Source organism: Pseudomonas sp. C9-3 (genome assembly GCF_032392015.1).
Taxonomy (GTDB): Bacteria; Pseudomonadota; Gammaproteobacteria; order Pseudomonadales; family Pseudomonadaceae; genus Pseudomonas; species Pseudomonas nitroreducens.
Genome location: NZ_CP135919.1, coordinates 3,171,326 through 3,193,815 on the forward strand (window position 1 = coordinate 3,171,326; position 22,490 = coordinate 3,193,815).

Annotated in this window: 20 protein-coding genes; 6 read left to right on the forward strand and 14 right to left on the reverse strand. The window is 66.1% G+C overall.

Features of this window, described 5'->3' with window-relative positions; genetic code table 11:
• Positions 1-255 precede the first annotated feature (255 nt).
• Positions 256-714 carry a DUF3574 domain-containing protein gene (locus RS899_RS14160; RefSeq protein ID WP_315810285.1) on the forward strand — a complete coding sequence of 153 codons (459 nt, stop codon included), beginning with the start codon at positions 256-258 and terminating at the stop codon, positions 712-714.
• On the forward strand, positions 714-1,580 hold the full coding sequence (speE, locus tag RS899_RS14165) for a polyamine aminopropyltransferase (RefSeq protein ID WP_315810286.1): 867 nt from the start codon (positions 714-716) through the stop codon (positions 1,578-1,580). Before RS899_RS14160 ends, speE begins: the two co-directional genes overlap by 1 nt.
• Here speE and RS899_RS14170 read toward each other — a convergent pair.
• From RS899_RS14170 to RS899_RS14200, 7 genes are all read right to left on the reverse strand, one after another.
• Positions 1,565-2,023 carry a DUF3574 domain-containing protein gene (locus RS899_RS14170; RefSeq protein ID WP_315810287.1) on the reverse strand — a complete coding sequence of 153 codons (459 nt, stop codon included), beginning with the start codon at positions 2,021-2,023 and terminating at the stop codon, positions 1,565-1,567. The genes speE and RS899_RS14170 overlap by 16 nt on opposite strands.
• Complete coding sequence (locus RS899_RS14175; protein WP_315810288.1) at positions 2,023-3,399, reverse strand: APC family permease; 1,377 nt, start codon at positions 3,397-3,399, stop codon at positions 2,023-2,025. Before RS899_RS14175 ends, RS899_RS14170 begins: the two co-directional genes overlap by 1 nt.
• 60 nt (positions 3,400-3,459) lie before the next feature.
• Positions 3,460-5,841, reverse strand: a complete 2,382-nt coding sequence (locus RS899_RS14180; protein ID WP_315810289.1) for a TonB-dependent receptor — start codon at positions 5,839-5,841, stop codon at positions 3,460-3,462.
• A 369-nt stretch (positions 5,842-6,210) separates the two neighbouring features.
• Positions 6,211-6,894: a molybdopterin-dependent oxidoreductase gene (locus tag RS899_RS14185; protein WP_315810290.1), complete on the reverse strand. Its 684-nt coding sequence runs from the start codon at positions 6,892-6,894 to the stop codon at positions 6,211-6,213.
• A 10-nt stretch (positions 6,895-6,904) separates the two neighbouring features.
• Positions 6,905-7,960, reverse strand: coding sequence for a substrate-binding domain-containing protein (locus tag RS899_RS14190; protein ID WP_315810291.1), 1,056 nt, complete (start codon positions 7,958-7,960; stop codon positions 6,905-6,907).
• Positions 7,961-7,988: 28 nt separating this feature from the next.
• Entirely contained in the window at positions 7,989-9,011 is a 1,023-nt protein-coding gene (locus tag RS899_RS14195; RefSeq protein WP_315810292.1) for an ABC transporter permease, read from the reverse strand.
• Entirely contained in the window at positions 9,004-10,542 is a 1,539-nt protein-coding gene (locus tag RS899_RS14200; RefSeq protein ID WP_315810293.1) for a sugar ABC transporter ATP-binding protein, read from the reverse strand. Before RS899_RS14200 ends, RS899_RS14195 begins: the two co-directional genes overlap by 8 nt.
• Positions 10,543-10,795: 253 nt before the next feature.
• On the opposite strand from RS899_RS14200, the gene yghU reads away from it, so the two are divergent.
• The gene (gene yghU, locus RS899_RS14205; protein WP_315810294.1) at positions 10,796-11,632 is read left to right on the forward strand and encodes a glutathione-dependent disulfide-bond oxidoreductase; all 837 of its coding nucleotides are present in this window, start codon (positions 10,796-10,798) and stop codon (positions 11,630-11,632) included.
• Between the two features lie 712 nt (positions 11,633-12,344).
• Here yghU and ycaC read toward each other — a convergent pair.
• Together ycaC and RS899_RS14215 are read right to left on the reverse strand one after the other, a co-directional pair.
• Positions 12,345-12,974: an isochorismate family cysteine hydrolase YcaC gene (gene ycaC, locus RS899_RS14210; RefSeq protein ID WP_054908536.1), complete on the reverse strand. Its 630-nt coding sequence runs from the start codon at positions 12,972-12,974 to the stop codon at positions 12,345-12,347.
• Positions 12,975-13,162: 188 nt separating this feature from the next.
• Entirely contained in the window at positions 13,163-13,573 is a 411-nt protein-coding gene (locus RS899_RS14215; RefSeq protein WP_233297795.1) for a helix-turn-helix domain-containing protein, read from the reverse strand.
• 463 nt (positions 13,574-14,036) lie between these two features.
• Here RS899_RS14215 and RS899_RS14220 point away from each other — a divergent pair, with 463 nt between their 5' ends.
• The 3 genes from RS899_RS14220 to RS899_RS14230 all read left to right on the forward strand — a co-directional run bounded on the left by RS899_RS14220 (position 14,037) and on the right by RS899_RS14230 (position 18,169).
• On the forward strand, positions 14,037-16,820 hold the full coding sequence (locus RS899_RS14220) for an ATP-binding protein (protein ID WP_315810295.1): 2,784 nt from the start codon (positions 14,037-14,039) through the stop codon (positions 16,818-16,820).
• A 115-nt stretch (positions 16,821-16,935) separates the two neighbouring features.
• Positions 16,936-17,121 (forward strand): hypothetical protein, encoded by a 186-nt coding sequence (locus RS899_RS14225; protein ID WP_315810296.1) that lies wholly within the window; start codon positions 16,936-16,938, stop codon positions 17,119-17,121.
• 148 nt (positions 17,122-17,269) lie between these two features.
• Positions 17,270-18,169 carry an acetoacetate decarboxylase gene (locus RS899_RS14230; protein WP_315810297.1) on the forward strand — a complete coding sequence of 300 codons (900 nt, stop codon included), beginning with the start codon at positions 17,270-17,272 and terminating at the stop codon, positions 18,167-18,169.
• A gap of 113 nt (positions 18,170-18,282) precedes the next feature.
• Here RS899_RS14230 and RS899_RS14235 read toward each other — a convergent pair whose 3' ends face one another.
• From RS899_RS14235 to RS899_RS14255, 5 genes are all read right to left on the reverse strand, one after another.
• Complete coding sequence (locus RS899_RS14235; protein WP_064979916.1) at positions 18,283-18,885, reverse strand: hypothetical protein; 603 nt, start codon at positions 18,883-18,885, stop codon at positions 18,283-18,285.
• Between the two features lie 133 nt (positions 18,886-19,018).
• Positions 19,019-19,270: a hypothetical protein gene (locus tag RS899_RS14240; RefSeq protein WP_409978065.1), complete on the reverse strand. Its 252-nt coding sequence runs from the start codon at positions 19,268-19,270 to the stop codon at positions 19,019-19,021.
• A gap of 159 nt (positions 19,271-19,429) precedes the next feature.
• The gene (locus RS899_RS14245; protein WP_315810298.1) at positions 19,430-19,882 is read right to left on the reverse strand and encodes a universal stress protein; all 453 of its coding nucleotides are present in this window, start codon (positions 19,880-19,882) and stop codon (positions 19,430-19,432) included.
• A 91-nt stretch (positions 19,883-19,973) separates the two neighbouring features.
• Positions 19,974-21,014 carry an AraC family transcriptional regulator gene (locus tag RS899_RS14250; RefSeq protein ID WP_054908529.1) on the reverse strand — a complete coding sequence of 347 codons (1,041 nt, stop codon included), beginning with the start codon at positions 21,012-21,014 and terminating at the stop codon, positions 19,974-19,976.
• Between the two features lie 190 nt (positions 21,015-21,204).
• Positions 21,205-22,482 (reverse strand): DSD1 family PLP-dependent enzyme, encoded by a 1,278-nt coding sequence (locus RS899_RS14255; protein ID WP_315810299.1) that lies wholly within the window; start codon positions 22,480-22,482, stop codon positions 21,205-21,207.
• Positions 22,483-22,490: the final 8 nt, after the last annotated feature.

Consider the following 22,490-nt stretch of genomic DNA (forward strand, 5'->3'; position numbering starts at 1 on the left):
GAATCCTCGAAGTGAATTTCGGCAACATGGATATCTCATCCAGTGCTTAGTAAAGAACCGTAGTGAATATTGAATCTAACCAGCTCGCAAAAACTTCGCTTCGGGCGGCTATCCGCGTCCTAGAGCGTTTCCATGCCAATTCACGAGCCTCGAATTCCGGCATATGAGAATGCGTTTTTAATATTTAAGGAAATAACAGACGAGCTTCTATAGTGGCGGTTTGGTCCAACTGTCATCCCATCGCAAGGAAGTCCCATGCTCCGCCACCTGCTCGCCGCCAGCCTCGCCCTGGCGCTGTTTGGCTGCGCCACCCCGCCCGCTCCTTCTGTCCATACCACCAACGCTTCCACTTCCACTCTGCAGGGCGACCCCACGCGGCCGGCGCAGGCGCAGTGGCTACGCACCGAGCTGTATTTCGCGCTGGGCCAGGAGGACGGCAAGGAAAAGATAAGCGAGCAGCGCTGGCGGCAGTTCCTCGACCAGGAAGTGACGCCGCGCTTCCCGGACGGCTTCACCGCCTACGACGCGTACGGCCAGTGGCGTGACCACGGCGCGCCGGCGCCGGAGCGGCTGAGCACCAAGGTGATCGTGATCCTGCATGAAGACACTGCCGCGCGTGGCCAGGACATCGAGGCGATCCGCCTGGCGTGGAAGCGCATCACCGGCGACCTTTCCGTGCTGCGGCTGTCGCAACCGGCTCAGGTGTCCTTCTGATGAGCGAATTCCGCGAAACGCTGTACGAGGGTTACGCGCAGGCGCTGAGCGTTGATGAGCCGATCTACCAGGGCAACACCGGCCAACAGGCCGTGCAGGTATTCCGCAATCGACTCTTCGGCCGCGTGCTGACGCTGGATGGTGTGGTGCAGACCACCGAGGCCGACGAGTTCGTCTACCACGAGATGCTCGCCCACGTGCCGATTCTCGCCCATGGCGCAGTACGCCGCGTGCTGGTGATCGGCGTGGGCGATGGTGGCATCCTGCGGGAGATCGTGCGGCATGCCGGTATCGAGGCAATCGTCGCGGTGGAGATCGACCCGCAGGTGGTCGACCTGTGCCGCGAGCTACTACCGAATCACTCGGCCGGTGCGCTGGACGACCCGCGCCTGCGATTGATCTACGCCGACGGCCTGGAATACCTCGCGCAGAGCCGGGAGAGTTTCGACCTGATCCTCTGCGATTCGACTGATCCGGGCGGCCCCGCGGCGAGCCTGTTCACCGACGCCTTCTACCGCAACTGCCAGCAACGCCTCGGTGCCAGCGGCATCCTTGCCACGCAGAATGGCGTGCCCTTCCTCCAGCCCGAAGAGCTGGGCGGCACGGCGCGGCGGCTCGCGGACAATTTCGCCGACTGGGGTTTCTTCCATGCCGCGGTGCCAACCTACATCGGCGGCAGCATGGCCTTCGGCTGGGCGTCGAACAGCGAGAAGGTCCGCCGCACCGACCTGGAAACCCTGCGCCAGCGCTTTGCGAAAAGCGGACTAGTGACCCGCTACTACACCCCCGAGGTACACCAGGCGGCATTCGCCCTGCCGCGCTACATGCTCGACCTGATCGAGGCCGGGCTTCAGCGCGACAGCTGAGGGTTGTCCAGGCGCTGCGGCGTCCAGTCCGGGTCGCGGGCGCGCACCGGGCTGCTGACCCGCAGCACCGCGGTGCCGAAGCGCTGCTTGAAGTCGGCACCGATCTGCGCCAGCGCCTGGCGGGTGTAGGGGTTGTCGGCGTGGATGAGGATCAGCATCCGCGACGGCAACTTCTCCGGCCCGCCACTGGGGCCGCGCCACTGGCCGTGCAGGTCGAGCCAGCTGAGGCCATCGGGGAAACGCGGCGTCACCTCGCGGGCGAGGAAATCCTCCCACTGCGACAGTTCCACCGCCTCCAGGTACAGCTCGGTGCGCAGCATGCGCCGGCCGCTGGCTTCGCCACCGCTGGCGCTATTGGCTGCCGGCTCGTTCAGCCACAGGCCGATCAACGCCGCCAGCACCACGACGATGGCGCCATTGCGCCACAAGCGTTTCCTGCGCATCAGGCGCCCTCCTCCTGCCAGCTGGCAGACGACGCCGTGCGCGAACGCAGCAGCAGTTGCAGCACCGCGCCCAGCGCCAGTACACCCACACCGAGCAGCGCGCCCCAACCGACAAAGGCGACGCTGGAATACAGCATGTACAGGCACACCGCGAGGAAGCCCAGCGGCAGCCATGGGTAGAGCGGCACGCGGATCGGCCGGGGCACTTCCGGGTGGCGGCGGCGCAGGACGATCAGCGCCACGCTGCTCAGGCTGAGGAACAGCCAGTACACCGGTGTCATGTACTCCACCATGGTGTTGAAGCCGTGGCCGCTCCAGCCGCCGACCGCGATCAGCAGCAGCGCCACCAGCCCCTCGGCCAGCAGTGCGGCGCGCGGTACGCCGTGGCGCACGTCCCAGCGGCCGAGCACCCGCAGCGCCGGCACATCGCTGGCGGCGGCGTAGGTGGTGCGGCTGCCGACGATCAGCGTGGAGTTGATGCTGGCGACGGCGGACACCACCACCACTGCCATGATCAGGCCGATACCCGGCGCGCCGAAGGCCAGCCCGAGCAGTTCCAGCGCCGGCGCACCGCTGGCGGCGAGGCCGTCGAAACCCAGCCCGCGAATGAACGCCCAGTTCAGCGCCAGATAGATCAGCAGCAGGGCCGCCAGCGCGCCGAGCATGGCAGTGAAGATGCCCCGGCGGTTGTCGCGCAGTTCTGCCGACAGCGTGGCCGCATCGCTCCAGCCACCGAAGGCGAGGAAGACGTAGATCAGCGCGGCGGAAAATCCGGCCAGGCCAACCTGCTCCGGCTCCACCGGCGGCGCAACGGGCGGCACGAAGCCGCGCCACTCCAGCCACAGGCCGGCGCCGACGATCCCCAGGAAGCCGGCAGCGACCAGCACCACCAGGCCGGCCTGGGTGCCGAAGCTCACGCGCCAGCCAATGAGATTCAACGCCACCAGCGCGGCGACCAATCCACCGGCCAGCAGTACGTTGCCCAATTGGCCGAGGCCGAGCAAGGCGCTGAAGTGATCGGCGAAGAGGAAGGCCATCAGCGCGATCCAGCCGGTATGCAGGATGGCGAAGCGCGACCAGGCGAACAGGAAGCCCACTCGCTGGCCGTAGGCGCGTTCGAGGAAGTGGTAGTCGCCACCGGGATGGGCGAAAGCCGAGGCCATCTCCACGTAGCACAGGGCGCCGACCATTGACAGCAGGCCGCCGAGAATCCACACCAGGTAGAAGTGCTCCTGGCCGACGTTGAGCGCCACGGTGGGCGCGGTCTTGAGGATGTCGCTGGTGATAACCATGCCCAGCGTCAGCAGCAGCGCGTGGACGGCGCCCAGGTGCCGGCGCGGGCCGGCCGGCTTGTCAGCGGCGAAGTTGTCAGCCATGAATTGGCTCCGGAAGTAGTAAGGGCCGCGATGCGGCCCCTGGATTTTCAAAAGCGCAGATCAGAACGAATAGCTCGCGCGGGCGTAGTAGTACGCGCCGTTGGAGCCGATCGGCGAGAGCACGTCGTACGGCAGGTTGCCGCCGTAGTTGATCTCGGAGCTGGAGCGTTCCGGGTAGTTGTCGGTGAGGTTGTTGCCGCCCACCGCCAGGCTGAACTGCGGGGTGAACTTGTAGGCCACCTCGGCATCCAGCTGCCATACCGCGCCGTAGGTCTGCTCCGGGTGGTAACCATCGCCGAAGTCGAACACGCGAGTGGTCTCGCCCTGCCGGGTCAGGCGGCCGAGCAGGTTCCACTGCGCATCGCTCCAGGTGGTGGTGAGGATGAAGCGATCCCGGGGCGCGGCGTCGGTCAGGGTGTTGCGTTCCTCAACGCCCACCAGCGCGTCCTCGCCGATACCCAGGTTGGAGAGCTGCTGCGGAGTGGCCTTGGTGCTGCGCACCTTGGTGTGGTTGTAGGTGTATGCGGTGGTCACGCCCAACTGGCCGCCGACGAAGGGCTGGTGGTAGTTGAGTACCAGCTCGGCGCCATCGGTGCGGGTGTCGGCGGCGTTGGTGAAGAAGTTCACGTCATGCACGCCGGCCACGCCGAAGTTGTCCTGGATGAACTGCTCCATGGCGTCGCTGCCGATGCGCTGGGACAGGGTGATGCGGTCGTCGACGTCGATGCGGAACACGTCGAAGGACAGGTCGAAGCGCTCGTTGAGCTGCGCGGTCAGGCCCAGGCTGAAGTTCTTCGAGGTCTCCGGGTCGAGCTTCTCCGCGCCCAGCGCGCGGGCGATCGGGTCGTTCACCGAGAGCACGCGAATGTCGGTCAGCGTGCCGCCGTCGCCGAAGTTGCTGGTGGTGTTCTGGAAGCCGACCTGGGCCAGCGACGGCGCGCGGAAGTTGGTGGACGCCGCGCCGCGCAGGGCCAGCACCGGGGTCAGCTGGTAGCGCCCGCTGAGCTTGCCGGTGAGCTTGCTGCCGGCGTCGTCGTAGCGCTCCCAGCGCGCAGCGGCGTCGACGAAGAACTGGTCGGTGAGGTCGCCCGACAGGTCGATGTAGGTGCCGAAGACGTTGCGGTCGATGTCCGACTCTTCGCTGGGACGCAGGCCCGCCGCGCCATCCGCCCCGACGCCGTAGTACGAGGCCTCGTCGCCGGCGGTGGTGATGTAGTTTTCGTAGCGGTACTCGCCACCGAGCGCGAGCACGAATGGCCGCCCGGCAAGGCTCAGCTCGCGGCTGAGGTCGAGGTTGGCGACGCTCTGGCGCAGCTCGTAGTCGCCGGTGTCGAAGCGGGTCGGCGTGTCTTCGCCGAGCGATGCGTTGAGGGTGCGCCGGGTCGAGGATTCGAAGCGGTTGCGGCCGTGGGTGACGCTGGCGTCGTAATCCCAGGTCTCGGCGATCAGGCCCTTGTAGCCGACTGTTGCGGACAGGTCAGTGTTGTCGCCCAGGGACTGCGGCAGGTAGCCGTTGGGGTAGATCTCCGGGTGTTCGTCCGGGTAGCGGTAGAACTCCGCGCCGGTGGTGTGGCGCTCGTTGTACAGGCCGAAGGAGTAGAGCTTGCCGCCGCCCAGGGCGAGGTCGCCGTTGAACCAGGCGTTGACGTCACGTGCCAGGCCATCGCCCATCACGTAGTTGCGCTGGCCGGGGGTATCGGCGAAGCCATCGTAGCCGGCGCGGTTGGTCGGCTCGCGGTTGATGAACTCGGCACCGCCACGGATGAAGCCGTCTTCGCCCAGCCGCGTGCCGGCCTTGGCCGCGGTGTAGGAGTTCTGCCCGTCGGTGGTGGTCTTGCCGATGGCGTCCTGGTGGGTGTGGTAGGCGCCGTAGCTGGTGGTGACCTCGCCGCCTTCGGGGGCATCGTCGAGGATGATGTTGATCACCCCGGCGATGGCGTCGGAGCCGTACTGCGCCCCGGCGCCGTCGCGCAGTACTTCGATGCGTTTGATGGCGCTGATGGGGATCGAGTTGAAGTCCACCGGCGCGGTGCCGCGGCCGATCTTCGAGGAGTCGTTGACCAGCGCCGAGGTGTGCTGGCGCTTGCCGTTGATCAGCACCAGCACCTGGTCCGGGCTCATGCCGCGCAACTGGGCGGCGCGCACGTGGTCGGCGCCACCGGAGTTGGACTGGCGCGGGAAGTTGAAGGACGGCAGTAGCGTCGCCAGGGCCTGGCCCAGTTCGCCGCCGACGGCGCCGGTGGATTGCAGGTCCTGCGCCGTGAGCACATCCACCGGGACGGGGGAATCCAGCAGGGTGCGGTTGTTTCCGCGGGCGCCGGTGACCAGCACGGTCTCCAGCTTGGTGGTGGCCTCGGGGGTCGACGAACTTTCGTCGGCATGCGCGGAGGCCTGGGCGATGACCGAGGCCACCGCAACGGCAATAAGGGAACGGGATAACACGCGAAATACTCCTGTCTCGCTTAAAGAGCGCCACTCGCCGTTGGCGGCGAGTCCGGAACTCCGCTTTTTGGGTTCTTTTGACTTGAGCGGTTGGTGTCGGAAGTCCGGAAACCGCGAGCGACTGTTCCCCTCAGGGTGGAGAAAACAGTGCTCGGGAAAACGCTCCAGGTGTCACGGCCGGTCTCTCTTCGTGATGAGCGAAAAGGCGCGGCTCTCGGTATCGCAGGTCATCCCTGACCCGATGGGGAAGGCGTCATCCTAGCTAGTGGCAGAATGCTTTTAAACGAATAAAAAATGCTTTGGTTATAACCAGTTACCCTGTTCGCCAAGCAACATCGGCCAGTGTTGCCAGAGCAACAGCGCCTGCCTTCAGTCGAAGGCTTTTCGCGTCCATTCGTCCTCGGGAATATCCAGCGCCGCGCCGGAGAATCGCTCCTCGCGGAACGGGTCGGCCTCGTTGTGGAAGCCGTTGCGCTCCCAGAATCCGGGCCGGTCGGTGTCGCTGAATTCCAGCTCGCGCAACCACTTCGCGCTCTTCCAGAAATAGCGCCCGGCGATCACCAGGCGCAGTGGCCAGCCATGCACCGGGGTCAACGGTTCGCCGGCGTAGTGCGTGGCGAGCAGGCTGTCCGGACGCAGCAGTTCTGCCAGCGGCAGGTTGGTCTCGTAGTCGTGGTCGGCATGGGCCACGACGAACTGCCCGGTCGAGCGCACGCCGTAATGATCGAGCAAGTCGGCGAGATGCACGCCTCGCCATGAGGTGTCGAACTTCGACCAGCGCGTGACGCAATGGATGTCGCAGACCAGCTCGCGCTGCGGCAGCGCCAGCAGGTCGTCGAGGCTCAGCTCCAGCGATTGCGGCCCAGGATTTTGCCGAGACAACGCACCGGTGAGCCGCAGGCGCCAGGTTTCACGCTCGTACTCCGGCACCGCGCCTTCATGGAGAATCGGGAAGCGCTCGGTCAGCACCTGCCCCGGCGGCAAGCGTTCGCCGTAACGCGGGTCGCCCGCTGGCGAGCGTGCCTTCTGCAGGCGCCTGGCCTTGTCGTGCATCCCCGGGCCCTCAGTTTGCCAACGGAATCCACGGCGCCTGCGCGACCTTCTGCGCCTCGCCGAAGGCCGGCACCTTGCGCGCCAGGTCGCGGACGTTCTTCACGTCCAGGTCGAGCAGTTGCTGGCGGGTGATCAGGGTCGGCGGCACCAATACCTGCTCGCCCGGATTCTCCCCAGCGATACGCAACGCAAGGCTGCGCACGCTGATGGCCCCGGCCACTTCCGGGTTGACCGCGGCAGTGGCGCTCCAGGCGCTGCCCTCCTCCTTCATGATCTGGATGTCGGCGGTGGAAATGTCGGCGCTATAGATTTTCACCTGGCTGCCCAGGCCGGCTTCGTCCACGGCGATCTTCACGCCCTTGGCGAACTCGTCGAAGGGCGCGAAGAACACGCTGATGCCAGGATTGGCGCGCAACACTGCGCTGGCCTGGTCGGCCACCGAGTTGGCAATCGGCGCATTCAGCGTACCGAAGCGCGCCTTCTCGACGATGCCGGGGTTCTCGGCTTTCACCTGGCGCCAGATTTCGTCGCGGCGCTCCATGGGGGTGAAACCGTCGATGTACACGTAGCCGGCCTCGAAGGCCTTGCCGTTGTCCTGCAGCACCTGCTTGAGCGCCAGGCGTGCCAGCTCGCGGTGGTCCTGCTCGACGCGGGTGATGCGCGGGTCGTTCACGTCGACGTCGAAGGTGACCACCTTGATGCCCTTGGCCAGCGCCTTGTCGATGGAATCCTTGAGCGTCTCGGCGAGGCCGAGCTGAACGATGATGCCGTCCACGCCCAGGTCGATGGCCTGCTCCAGCATCTCGCGCTGGGTGGCCGCCTGCTGGCGGGCATCGAACACGCGCAGCTTCACGTCCAGCGCGTTGGCCTGTTTCTCCACGCCGCGCAGGTAGGCTTCCGGGAAGTCACCGGAGAACAGGTAACCGACCAGCGCGATCTGCACACCGCCCTTGTCGAAAGGTGCCGGCGCACCGGGCAGGCCAGCCGCTTCGGCGGTCGCTGCACCGGACAACAACAGCCCGGCGGCGAACAGCGCGCGCAGGGACTTGGCGGGGGTGAACTTCATCCGTTGAATCTCCGAAAAAGGTAAGTGATCAGCGCCCGCGCCGGGCCAGACCGAAGGTGAACATCAAGGCCGAAACGAGGACCGCACCCTTGACGAAGTCCTGGGCGTAGTAAGGCGCGTTGAGCATGGTCAGGCCGTTGAGCAGGGTCGCGACCAGCACCGCGCCCACCAATGTCCCGAAGGCATTGGGCTTCTGCGCGCCGAGCACCGCGAAACCGATCAGCGCGGCGCCAAGAGCATCGAGCACCAGCCCGTTGCCGGAGCTGACATCGCCTCGGCCGAGACGCGCCGCCAGCAGCAATCCACCCAGCGCGGCCAGCAGCGCCGAGAGCATATAGGCGAGCAGCTTGTAGCGCTCCACCGGTGCACCGGCGAGGCGCGCGGCCTGCTCGTTGCCGCCGATGGCGTAGAACAGCCGGCCCGGCCGGGTACGTTCGAGGAACAGCCAGACCAGCAGCGCACAGCCGAGCAACACCACCACGGGCGCCGGCACGCGGTCCCACAACTGCGCGCGACCAAGGGCGAGGAACCAGCTGGCGAAGGCGCCCGGCGCTTCATCCCCATTGGGCAAGGTCATGCCGACGGCGATGGAGCGGCCGCCGGTGGGGATCAGTTGCACACCGACTACCAGGAACATGCTGCCGAGTGTGGCGAGGATGTCCGGCACGCGCATGCGCACGATCAGCCAGCCGTTGAGCAACCCGACCAGGGTGCCGAGGCCGAGGCTGATGAGGATTGCCGCCAGCGGCCCCCAGTCCAGCACCACCATCACGTAGCTGGCAGTCATCAGGCTCAGTGCGGCGACGGCACCGATGGACAGGTCCAGCCCGCCCACGGCCATGCTCAGGGTCACGCCCAGGGCGAGCAGCGCGACAATGGACACCGACTGCAACACCAGGAACAGATTGCCGACCCGCAGGAAAGCCGGCTCCAGCAGCGCGAATACCAGCACCAGCACAGCCAGCAGCAGGAGCAGCGCGTAGTGGATGAGGAAGTCGAGCAGGCGTGCGACGGAGGACGTCGCCGGGCTGCCCACTGCAGTTCTAGACACGCGCGACTCCTTGGCGTGAAGAGTGGAATTGCGCTGGCGCCAGGTGGGCGACGATCTCGCTGCGTTGCAGGTCCTGCCGGGGCAGCTCGGCGACCACCGCGCCCTCGCGCACGACAAGGATGCGGTCGGCAATTTCCAGGGCTTCGTCCGGGTCGCTGCAGATCACCAGCGTGGCGCGGCCGGCGGCACTGGCGCGGATACGTTGGCCAATGTCGCGGCGGGCGCGCACGTCGACGCCCTGGAAGGGTTCGTCGAGGATCAGCACCCGGCCCTGCCCCAGCAGCCAACGGGCAAGAATGACCTTCTGCTGGTTGCCGCCGGAAAGCAGCTCCAGGGGGTGTTCCGGGCCCGGCCCCTTGATGCCGAGCGCTTCGATCTGCCCGGCCACCTCGGCACGCTCGGCGTTGCGATCAATGAAACCCAGGCGCGTAAAGCTGCGCAGAAACGGCAACGTCATGCTGGCGCGCACCGAGAAGCCCGGCACCCGCGAGTTGCGCGCGCGGTCCTCCGCAGCGAAGAACACCCCGCCGGCGATGGCTTCGCGCGGCGAACGCGGTTGCCAGTCACGGCCATCGAGGCGGATCGATCCAGCGTGCTGCCGACGCAGGCCGAACAGCACCTCGGCGATCTCGCTCTTGCCCGCGCCGAGCAGACCGGTCAGGGCGACCACTTCGCCTTCGTGCAGGTCCAGGTCGAATACTGCGCTGTGCGCTTCAAGCTGCCAGTCGCACAGGGACAGCACCTTCGCGCCGCGCTGCAAAGGCTGCAATTGGACCTCGCCCAGCGCGGCGCCGAGCATGGATTCGACGGCCGCGGCGAGGTCCAGCGGCGACTCGAATTCGCCTACCAGGCGCCCATCACGCAGCACCAGCGCGCGGTCCGCCACACGTTGCAAATCCGTTAGCCGATGAGAGATGTAGAGGATCGCCACGCCGCGTTCGCGCAGGTGGTCGATGAGATGGAACAGACGCTCGGCCTCGAGGGTCGACAGAGATGCCGTGGGCTCGTCGAGGATCAGCAGGCGTGGCTTAAGCGCCAGCGCACGGGACAGGATCACCAGTTGCCGCTCGGCAGTGCCCAGGGTTTCGATGGGCGCCTGCAGCGGCAGGCGCAGTTCCAGCGCGGCAGCTATTTCAGCGGCGCGCTTCAACGCTTCGTCTGGGCAGAAAAGGAACGAGCCGGTGGCGCCGCAGAGTTCGTCCAGCAGCAGATTCTCCGCGACGCTCAGGCCAGGCACCACGCCCTGCTCCACCTGCTGGTGCACCGCGACTATGCCGTGGCGGCGGGCGTCTTGGGGCGAGGCGAAACGAACCGGCTCGCCATCGATCAGCAAGTGTCCGGCATCGTGGCTGTGGGAACCGGCAAGAATCTTCACCAGCGTCGACTTGCCCGCGCCGTTGGCACCGAGCAGGGCAAGCACCTCGCCGGGGCGGATTTCCAGGTCCAGGTCGACCAGCACGCGGTTCTCGGCAAAGGACTTGCCGACGCCTTCGAGGCGGAAGAATGCAGCGCAAGCGGGCTGGGCAGACATGGGACTCTCGATAGGACGCGAAAGAGCGAGAGCGTCATTTCAGAGCTTCGCCGTTGGACTGAGCGGCGATTCTTTTATAATCTCAAACTATGCATCAACTAATTTTTAATATCGTTTATGCATATGCTAACAACCGCCCGAGCGAGGCGCGCGCACTGTTCGCCCAGCAACAGCAGCCCGAGAAAAACGGCTGACGCGACGCAGATCGGGCGGGTAGCATCCACGCATTCAACCCACAAGGTGAGCACTCGAGATGGCGAACGATACCTACACTCCCCCCCGCGTCTGGACCTGGGACAAGAGCAACGGCGGCGCCTTCGCCAGCATCAACCGGCCCATCGCCGGCCCGACCCACGACAAGCAGCTGCCGCGCGGCAAGCACCCGCTGCAGCTGTATTCGCTGGCCACGCCCAACGGCGTGAAGGTCACCATCCTGCTCGAGGAACTGCTGGAGCTGGGCGTGACCGAAGCCGAGTACGACGCCTGGCCGATCAGGATCAGCGACGGCGACCAGTTCGGCAGCGGTTTCGTCGAGATCAACCCGAACTCGAAGATCCCCGCCCTGCTGGACACCAGCGTCGATCCGGAACTGCGCATCTTCGAATCCGGTTCGATCCTGGTCTACCTCGCGGAGAAGTTCGGCCACTTCCTGCCCAAAGACCTGGCCAAGCGCACCGAGACGCTGAACTGGCTGTTCTGGCAGATGGGCAGCGCGCCCTTCCTCGGCGGCGGCTTCGGCCACTTCTACGCCTACGCGCCGGAGAAGTACGAGTACCCGATCAACCGCTACGCCATGGAGGTCAAGCGCCAGCTCGACGTGCTCGACCGCCAGCTGGCCGAAAACCGCTACATAGCGGGCGACGAATACAGCATCGCCGACATGGCGATCTGGCCCTGGTACGGCGCGCTGCTGAACAACCAGGTGTACGAAGCCGCCGAATTCCTCGACGTGGAAAGCTACACCCACGTGCGCCGCTGGACCGACGAAATCGCCGCGCGCCCGGCGGTGCAGCGCGGGCGCCGAGTGAACCGTACCTGGGGCGATGATGCGTTACCGGAGCGGCACAGCGCGGAGGATTTCACGCGCTGAGTCATCCGGCCTGACGCCGTTCCTGCCGACAGATCGAAGGAATGGCCCGATCCCAGGTTTTCCGTCAATCCTCTGCAGTTGGATGGCGATCGCGGACGGAGTCCGCTCCTACAAAAACATCAGGCTACGTGGGAGCGGACTCCGTCCGCGATTGGCCAGCCAGCGACCTCGGTTCAAAGGTTCGCGAGCAAGCTCGCTCCTACAGGAACTCCATGCACCGCGCTCTGGCTCTGGCTCTGGCTCTGGCTCTGGCTTGATAAGTCTTCCAGAGAAACACCCGCGTACTCCGGATCGCCCCGTTCAGGAGGCCTCGTTGGATTGGAGTTTCAGGGGTTGAGCGGCATGGATGCCGCGAGAGCCGCGATGGGCCAGGGATGGCCCTTCGCGGCGTGCCCCTGAAACTTCGATTCAACGAGGGAATTTTTCGCCCCAAGCGAAAAACCGGATGTCCGGGGCAAGACCTTTGCCTCCTTTGGGGCGTTTGCCAAAGGAGGTCGCCCGAGGGGGCGAAACGAGAAGTCCAAGCGCACGACGGTGCGACGCAGGAAACCAAGGCGCGAAGCAGACACATCGCGGACGGAGTCCGCTCCTACGAACAGGCACCGTGCCACGGCATGTTCGCGAGCAAGAACTAGGCGTCCCCCCTCGCTCCTACAAAAAACAAAAAACCGGAGCCCCTTTCGAGGCTCCGGTTTTTCATTCCAGCGAGCTGTTACTTGCCAGCAGTCAGCGCACTGTAGCTGGTCATCAGATTCCGGTAATCCGGAATGTGGTTGGAGCACAGCGCCGCCAGCCCTTCGATATCGTTGCGCCAGTCGCGGTGCAGCTCACAGGCCACGCCGAACCAGGTCATCAGCTGCGCACCAGCCGCTTCCATCCGGCGCCAGGCCGCGTCACGGGTCATCTCGTTGAAGGTGCCGGACGCATCCGCCACCACGAACACATCAAAGCCTTCGGCAAGGGCCGACAGCGCCGGGAACGCCACGCAGACCTCGGTCACCACGCCGGCGATGATCAGCTGCTTCTTGCCGGTGGCCTTCACTGCTTTCACGAAATCCTCGTTGTCCCAGGCGTTGATCTGGCCGGGGCGCGCGATGTACGGCGCGTCCGGGAACTGCGCTTTCAGCTCGGGAACCAGCGGGCCGTTGGGGCCGGTTTCGAAGCTGGTGGTGAGGATGGTCGGCAGGTTGAAGAACTTGGCCAGGTCCCCCAGAGCGAGGACGTTGTTCTTGAACTTGTCCGGATCGATGTCGCGGACCAGCGAGAGCAGACCGGCCTGGTGGTCGACCAGCAGTACGGCGGCGTTGTCTTTGTCCAGGCGGTTGTAGGTAGCGTTGGTCATGGTGAAATCCTCGATTTGCTTTCAGTGGGTGCCGGCTTGGCCGGAAAGGATTTGGACTTGTTCTGCAGTGCGTCACTGCATGGAGCAAAGATTAATTTCAACACCATTGATCCACTAGACGGCAAAAATTGTCTCTAGCGTTCCATTCACAGAACGATAAAGACATGGAGCACCGCTGGGCACTCGAGCTAGCCCGCGTGCCGCCAGGTCGAATGGTGTTCCTCATGGAAGAACTGGCGCTGCCAGCTCAAGGGCGTAACGCCTTCGATGCGATAGAAAATCCGGCAGAAATGCGCCTGGTCGCAGAAGCCACACTGCAGGCCGATCTCCGCCAGCGGGAAGGACGATTCGCGCATCAGTTGCTTGGCCTTCTCCACACGCAGGATGCGCATCCACGCCTGGGGCGAGTGACCGGTGGCGACCTTGAACTTGCGGGTGAAATCGCTGCGCGACAGGGCGCAGGCGGCGGCCAGGTCGCTCACCGCGATGCCGCTGTCCAGATGCTTGAGCAGCAAGGCCTGGGCGCGCTCGCGCTGCCAGGGCGCAAGATCACGCTTTGGCGCGTCCACTGGCATCTGGCCAATCAGTCTCTGAAGCATGCTGTCCCTCCCCTGCGGTCTGGTGGCCATTTTTTGTGGGCGCAGGGGCGGCGGCGAGTTAAAGCTGGTTAAACGGCATTAACCCGTGGGAGCGAAAAAGCAGTGGATCAAAGGCCGGGGAGCGGATTTCCATCGCCCGCGTAGTCGCTCGCGATCATCGCGCAAGCTCCCGACCGACGCTCGCCAAGCCTTGCCCGTCAAGGCTTGCGAAGCAGAGCAGCACGCCACGCTGTGCAGCCGACAGGCGATGCCGGGGCGAGCGCGGCGTTAATCGTTATTAAGCAAACTGCGCGAAGCAGGCTGCCCGGCACAGGATGGCCCAACGCCGAGCCGTCGTTTACCCTGAGTGTCATTCACAAAAACAATGGCCAATCGACCGCAGAGTCGATGGACATGCGCCACCAGGGCCAGCACCTGGGCCGGCGCGAAACCTGCCCCAGCGTGCGAAAGCGACGACCAGACGATGACTCCCGAGCCCGTGGCGACGGTCGAAACCGTGCTTCATTTCGGCCCCTACCAGATATTCCCCACCTCACGCATGATCCTCGAGGCCGGCCGTCCGCTGCGCCTGGGCCAGCGTGCACTGGACATCCTTTTGGCGCTGCTGGAGCGCGCCGGCCAGGTGGTGAGCAAAGGCGAACTGCTGGCTCGCGCCTGGCCCGGCCAGGACATCGACGAAGGCAACCTGCGGGTGCACATGACCGCGCTGCGCAAGGCGCTGGGCGACGGCCAGAACGGCCGGCGCTTCATCGTCACGGTGGCACTGCGCGGCTACAGCTTCGTCGAGCCACTGACCGCCTCGGCGCAATCGACGCCGGCGCCCGATGAGCGCCAATCGGCGGACCACAACCTGCCGCCCCGGCGCAATCGCCTGCTGGGCCGCGAGGCGGAACTCGAGCGTCTGGTCGCCGAGTTGCCCCGGCGCCGCTGCATCAGCCTGGTGGGCAGCGGTGGCATCGGCAAGACCAGCCTCGCCCTGCAGGCCGCCGAGCGCTTCATCGGTCACTACCCCCACGGCATCCGCATGCTCGACCTCACCCAGTTGCAGGACGCTCGGCCGCTGAACAGCAGCCTCGCCTGCGTGCTGGGCATTCCGGGGCTGGCGGGCGAATCCCTGGAACACATCTGCGCCCAGGTCGCCGAACGCCAGATGCTGTTGCTCATCGACAACTGCGAACACCTGATCGAGTCCGCCGCGCATCTGGTGGAATGCCTGCTGCGCCACGCGCCGCAGATCCACATCCTCGCCACCAGCCGCGAAAGCCTGCGCGCCACCGGCGAGCACATCCAGCCGCTGCGGCCGCTCGGTTGCCCACCGGCGCAGGTCGACGGCATCGAGGACGCCCTCGCCTACCCTGCCGTGGCGCTGCTCATCGAGCGGGCGAAGGAGACCCACGAGGACTTCGAATTCGGCCCCCAGGACCTGCCCCGGGTCGGCGAAATCTGCCGTCGCCTGGAAGGCATCCCGCTGGCCCTGGAACTCGCCGCCGGCTACCTGGGCGAGGCCGACGGCGGCATCGATGCGCTGCTGCAGGGCGGCTACCTCGACCTTCCCCTGCAGTCCGACCGCCACGAACACCTGCGCGCGATGCTCGACTGGAGCTACGCGCTGCTGCGCCCCGCGGAACAATCCTGCCTGCGCCGCCTCAGTGTGTTCCGTGGCGGTTTCACGCTCGACTCCATCGCCGCCGTCCTTGGCCAACCGGTGGACCTCGGCGCGGCGTTCCTGCTGGTGAACCACCTGACGGCCAAGTCGCTGCTGAGCACCGAGATCCGTGGCGACGAAGTCACCTACCGGCTGCTGGAACCGACCCGCCTCTACGCCCTGGAAAAACTCCAGGCCAACGGTGAGTTGCACCAGGCCCGCGAGCGTCACCTGGAGCTCTGCCAGAGCACGATGCAGGCTGCGCAGAACGAGTGGGAACGATCAGCGTCCCAGGGCTGGCTGCAACGCCATGCGCCCTGGCTCGCCGATGTGCGCGCCGCACTCGACTGGGGGCTGCAGGGCGAGGTCCGGCACAGCCGGGCGATCCATCTCGCGGCCTGCTCGTCGCCGCTGTGGCAGGAGCTTTCGCTGCTGCACGAATACGGTCCCTACGTGAGCGCCGCGCTCGGCCTGCTCAGCGCCGAATCCGCTTCGTCGCTGGAACTGGCCATGCGCCTGGAACTGGCGCTGGGCAACACCACCTACCACGACGTGCGCAACAGCCAGGCGGACGAAGCCTTCCAGAACGCGCGCTTCCTCGCCCGGCAGATCGGCGATCTCGACGGTGAACTCACTGCGCTCTCGGGCGGCCTGGCCGTGCTGCTGTGGGCAGGCCAGTACCAGCAGGCGGCGGAGCAGAGCCGGCACTTCGATCGCCTCAGCGATGGCCACGGCGAGATGCTCGCCACCAGCGCCCTGCGCCTGAAGGTGCTGGCGCTGCACTACGCGGGCGATCAGCTGCGCGCCCAGGCCGTCGGCGAAGAAGTGCTGCAGCGTCTGGAACAACAGCGCCGGGCCAACCGCTTCGCGCCTTGCCTGGGCGTGCAGTACGACCAGCAGGTCGCCTCCCTCGCCACCCAGGCGCGCACGCTCTGGCTGCGCGGCCTGCCCGAGCAGGCGGGACGCATGGCGACACAGGCCATCGAACTGGCCTGCGAGATCGACCACAGCGCGTCCATCGCCTACAGCCTGGCCGTGGCCGGCTGCGTCATCGCCTTCTACAACGGCGAGTTCGACAAGGCCCGCCAACGCGTGCGGCAGATGATCGAAGTCGCCGAGCGCTATCGCGTCCCGCTGTTCACCGATTGGGCGCGGCATTACGCGTGGGCCATGCAGCTCGACGAAATGGCCAGCGCCGCAGCACCCGCCGTCGGCCTGGTCCGCGACATCGTGCAGACCCTCGGCGGCCGCGCCCTTCCCACCGACCAGGCGCAGCTGATGCGCGCACGCACCGGCACGGCAGGCTGGTGCGCGCCGGAAATCCTGCGCAACGAGGCCGTGGCCCTGCTGCAGCGCGGCGACCGCGAATCCCTCCTGGGCGCCGAAACCCTGCTGACCCGCGCGCTGGCGCAGGCCCAGGAACAAGGCGCACTGGCCTGGGAGCTGCGTTCGGCCACTTGCCTGGCGGAGCTGTGGAACGCACAGGGCAAACCGGAACAGGCGCACCAACTGCTGGCCCCGGTCTACCAGCGCTTCACGGAAGGGTTCGACTTACCGGACCTGCGCAGGGCGCGGGAGTGCCTGGAACTCTGCGGCCGCTGATATCCGCTGCCAGTGGCGCCTCGGCACAAACTACCACCTCACGCCAGGCCAGTTTGTCTACATCAGCGACACCGACATCTTCAAACGGCAGGCCGGCCAAGGCCGCAGCGGCAAAGTGCTCGACTCGGTGGCGGGCAAGAACTACGAAGCGGGCTGGAAAGGTGCGTTCCACGACGGCCAGCCGAATACCAACGTCGCGGCCTGCGTGATCACCGACGAGCTGGACACCGGGCTCTTTGGCCGCTACGCCCACTACGGTGCGCCGCGCAGCCTGATGATGAACCTGCGTTACGACTTATGAGCGCGGCGTTGCGCCGCGTCGGAATCGTCGCACGCCTGGCGGCAATGCGCTCGACATTAAAGTTAACTTTAAACTTAGGGTAGCCCTCGACAGCCGCCCGGCTACCACGCCAGGCGGAATCCCACAGGGCAACCAGAAGGTCAGGCAGATGAAGGCACGGTTCAAGGAAATCGAGTTCGGTACCCACAGCGTCGAAGTGATCGAGGGCGGCTATTACGACCGCTACCGGATGAACCCGGACCTGGACCAGGTGGCAAAGGACCCCGCCGCCGGCAACATCGACTACTTCCGGCGCATTCCCAAACAGCTGGTCGCTTCGCGCGTCGGGCCGACCTGGGCGCCGAACTTCTACTACCGCACCAGCAGCATCCAGCTGCTGTTCCTGGCGCCCATCGGCCGCCTGCGCGCGACGCTACCGGCGCCGCTGGAACCCCTGCGCGCCCTGCCCGGCCAAGGGCTGGTGGCGCTCACCTTTTTCTCCTACGCGGTGTGTGACAATGACCCGTACGACGAGGTCTCGGTCGCCATCGTCGTCCGCAGGCCAGGCGCCACCGGCAGCCACGCCCTTGAACTGCTGGACTCGATGCGTCGGCGCAGCTTCGTCGCCCATGTGCTGGCTTTGCCGGTCTCCACCGAGATCGCGCGGGTACGCGGGGTGCACGGCTACCAGTTCCCCAAGTGGCGCACCGGCATCGAGGTGAAAATTGGCAGCGAAGTTTCCGCCAGCATCCAGGGGCCCAGCGGCAAGGCCGACCTGCTGCTCCAGGCACCGCTGCCGCCACTGCAGATCGCCGCTGCGCAATCGCGCCTGGGCACCACTACCATGGTCCACCAGGTCGATGGCCGCTGGCACCGGACCTGCGTGCAGAGCAATACCCTGTCGTATGCGCAGAAACTGCTGCCCCGCGGTGTGCGCCTGGCTCGCAACGGCGGGCCGCTGAGCCAGTTGCTGGATGGCCTTGGCGCGTCGCGCATCCTGCGCCTGGACGTGGTCAAGGACGCGCAGATCGTCCTGCACCTTCCTGCGCCGCTGGAAGGTGTGCACTGAATCTGCCCCTCGATACCGAAAGACCGCGCCTACCCTGGGCGAGCGCATCCTCCACCTCGTCAGCCACGTCGCCTGCTACGCCGCCCGGACCACGCGGCGCTGCTGGGCGCGGTCTACTGCGACTGGACGCTGACGGCGACCGCAGAGGTCACCCGCATTACCAGCTGGCGCCCGAGGTACTCGGGCTTCATCTCCACGTCCGGGCGGACATTGACCGTGTGCTGGCTGCCATCGGCGAACTGCAGGGTCGCGGTGCGCCGGGTGGTGTCCATGGATTTGACCACGGCGGTAATCTCCACTGTATCGGCCGCCAGCATGGCTGGCTTGTTGCCCGGTTGCGCCGTCGCCAGCAGGCCTGCCTCGCCGCTGCCAGCCTTCTGGCCCGGCTCGCGCAGGTAGACCAGGCGCTCCATCGTGACGATGGCGCGGACCCGATCACCCACCTTGAGCTGGTCGAAGTTGCGCATCTCCGGCGGAGCCTGAAGGGTGCGGCTGTTGCCCTGGTCATCCGTGAGGGTGAAGGCCCGCTTGGTCCGGTCGACGGCGCTGACACGTGCCTGCATCTCTTCCGTCTCGGTCATCGCGCCGCCCGGCACACCCTTGGCGACTGACTCGGTGTTGTCGAACTGGTAGCTCAGCTCATCGTTCTTCTGGCTCTGGCAACCGACCAGCACGCTGGCGGCCAGAGACAGGTAGATCCAACGGGACACACTCATCGGGCGACTCCTTGCATCAGGGTGTTTGCGGGTTGGTATCAGGGAAATGACGTAGCACGAGCAGGCCGGTCCGCCGCGGCTGCATGAATTCACCGAGCGTAGCGTTTGCCCGGTGATGCGCCACGCAGGTTACTCAGTACTTGATATCCCGCGCAGTCTCGCGCCCCTGCTGCTTGGTCTGGCGTTTGTCCTGGCGGCACTGGGCGTTGTACTGCTGGTCGGCGGCACGGCAGTTCTGCTTGGTCTGCCGGGCGTCCTGGCGGGTTTCCTGGCGCACGTCCCGCGCCTGACGACGCTGGCTGCCCTGCTCGGTAGCCCAGGTGGAGCCGGCCGAGGCGACGAGAAAGCTCGCCATCAGAATCGCGGTGAACAGGGAACGGGGCATGGCATCACCTCCTGCTGCGCAGGGATCGGGAATGTCCAGTACAGCCGATTTCCCGCTGGCTTGCCGATGGTGGCGCGGGGTTCGCCGCGCTGCTCGACGAAAGGCAGCCCCGGCTGCGACCGCGGGCATCTGCCACGCAGCGCAGCCGGCTCCGCAGGCCTACTGCTCGCGCACCAGCAGCACCGGGCGCCTGCTCGACTGCAGCACACCCTCGGCCACGCTGCCCAGCATCAGGCGCCGCACGCCGCGGCGACTATGGGTACCCATGACAATGGCGTCGGCCTTGACGGCGTCGGCCTCGCTTTCGATGCGGTCGGCCACTTCTTCGCCGGCGGTTTCCATGCTGACCCGCTGGTAGCTGGCCGGCACGGCATACTCGGCGACCACTTCCCGCGCCTTGCCCAGGATGTCGTCGGCGGCCTTGAGCGCGGCGGCTTGCAGGGCCTCGGCGTCGTAATACTTGGCGTAGTAAGGCAGATGGCCCAGCGGGCGGTCGACGATGGTAATGACGTGCAGTTCACCACCGCTCATGCGGACCAGCTTTGCGCCTTCGGCCAGGGCTTTGAAGGAAACGGGGCTGCCGTCGACGGCGGCCAGTACGTGCTTGTACATGCTGTGCTCCTCGTTGATTGGGCACTACGACCTTAACCACGCGGGCCGAGAGCGCCCTTGTGCCGCGTCAATGTAATCGCCCCGTGGCGCTTCAGTGCGCCGGCATTGCCTCATCGCGGCAGGCGGACGGGCTCTGCCCGGTCCAGCGCTTGAAGGCCCGGCGGAAGCCGCGCACATCACTGTAGCCAAGCGCCTCGGCGATGCGCTCGATGGGCATTTCCGGGTTGTTCAGCAGGCTCATGGCGCGTGCGTGGCGCACCTGTTCCTGCAGGGCGTCGAAGCTCATCCCGTGCTCGCTCAGGCGGCGGCGCAAGGTGCGGCTGCTCATGTTCAGCTCGCCGGCAACCTTGTCGATGGGGCTGCCGTTGGCCAGGTCGCGGGCGATAGCGCGTTCCACCGTTTCCAGCAGGCCGGTCTTCTGCTGCACCTGGGCGTACTCCGCCTCCAGCAGGCTGAGCGCCTGGCGAAGCGCGACCGGGTGGTGGCTGGGCAGTTGCACATCCAGCCAATGGCTGGCGATGACGACCCGGTTGTGCAGGCAGCCGAATTGCAGGTTCGGCCCGAGCAGCCGGCGGTACTCGGCCTCGTAGGCCGGCGCGGCATGGGTGAACTCGAAACGCAGGGGCTGGAACTGGGGACCGATCAGCGTGCGGTTGTAGACCAGCAGGCTGGCGAAGAACTCTTCCACGGCGAACACCTGGATGTCGGCGTAGGGCAACCGGCATTCGACTTCGATGAAGCTTTCCTCGGGCCCCTCGATCAGGTTGCACAGCGCAATGCCGCCAGTGGTGTGCTGGAAGCGCCGGCCCACCTCGAAAGCGTCGCGCAGGGTCTTGCAGAGGGACAGTACGTGGCCGAGCAGGCCGAGTGTACCCAGCACGTTGTGATGGCCGACCCAGAGACCCAGGCCACGCTCGGGCAGCGCCGCGAGGGCTCGCTGGATCATCGCCACCGTCTGCCGGTAGGTGACGCGCTGCGCCGGGTCCTGCAGCTCCTCGGCAGTAAAGCCGAGCCCACGGCACAGGCGTTCGCTGCTCACTCCCTGGTCACTGGCGACTTCGGCGAGGGTCTGCAGCAGGAAAGGTGAAACCAGGGCCAGGTCGAATTGCGCGTCGATGCTTGTGCTGGGCATGTAGGCTGCTCTCGAGCGGGGGCGCCGGCGATTCTTGTCATGTGGGCGGCGCACGATGGCCGCATCATAACGCTTTCGCAGGCTCGCCAAGAGCGGGCGTAACAGAATATTACAGACGACCTCGCGCAATGCCCCCGCTGGCGTGGGCGGACGGCACAATGTCGCCCGCCCAACGTCAACGCTGCGCCGCTCAGCTATAAACCGGCCAGTGCTCGACGATGCGCCCCCCGCGTATCGCCAGCAGGTCGCCGAACTGCAGCAGGATCGACTCGGACTGGGTCGGGCGCAGGAACATCTGGTCGTCCACTTTCAGGTTCACGGCGCTGGAGCCGTTGACCATCTCCTGGTTCGAGCTGCGCCCGTACAGGCCGTTGAACTGCAACCCCCTGGGCGACTCGGGTTCGGCCATCCAGTTGCCGCCGTAGACGAAGAAGGTCTCGCGCTGGTTGGCATCCCACCAGGAGAACAGTGCCGACTTGTCGTCCAGTGCCGGAATCCGCACCGGGCCAGTGCTCTTGATGACTGGCGTGGCGATGAAGGCTGCCGGCTGGTGGTCCACCAGCGACGGCAGGTCGTAGTGAGTCGGCTTGACCAGCGCCGAACCCACCGACACTTCGGTGCTGGTGCGTTCGTTCTCGTGCATCTTGTAGCTGGGGCTGCCGGCGGTATTGAGCGTCAGCCCCGGCTTCCACAGCGGCGCATGCCGGGTGCGCGCGTAGTCGACGAAGCCGTCATAGCGCGTCATGACCTTGGCGAAAAGCTCCTCGGAGGAGCCCAGTACCTCGGGCACGCCCATGCCGACGAAGGGGTCGTAGCCCATGAACCCGGCAAACTCCAGATGCTGCGGGTTGGCGCCGATGATCGTGAGCATCCTGTCCAGCGTCGCGTGGTCCGCCACACCGCCACGGTGCAGGCCGACGTCCAGTTCGATGTTGATCCGCAGGCGGGTATTGCGCCCTTGCGCCAGCGCCAGGTACTGCTGCAGACGCTCGGGGGTGTCGAGCAGCCATTGCAGCTGTTTCGTCGGGTCGAACGGGCCGCGAAGTTCCTCGTAGAACTGCTGTGCCGAGCCGACCGGCAGTGGCTTGCCCAGCAGCAGGTCGGCGTCGGGAAAGCGCTCGGCATCGTGATTGAGGAACGGCTGGTGGAACGACATCATCCGCCGAGTGCCGGCGCGCTTGGCGATGTAGTCGAGCAACTGCGGCGACGGCAGGGACTTCTCCACCACGCGCAGGTGCTTGCCGGTGCGGGCGACCGACTGCATCACCACGTCGACGTTGTGGTCCAGGCGGTCGAGGTCGATCAGCATCACCGGGCGCATCGGCCCGTGCTCGCGCAGTTCGCGGTTCAGCCGGGCGAAGTAGTCGTCGTAAGGCGCGCCGTGGTCGGACGGGCGCAGCCAGGCACCGGCGCCGGCGAGCAGAACACCTGCCCCGGCCGCACCGACGATGAAATGGCGTCGTTTCATGGGTTGTT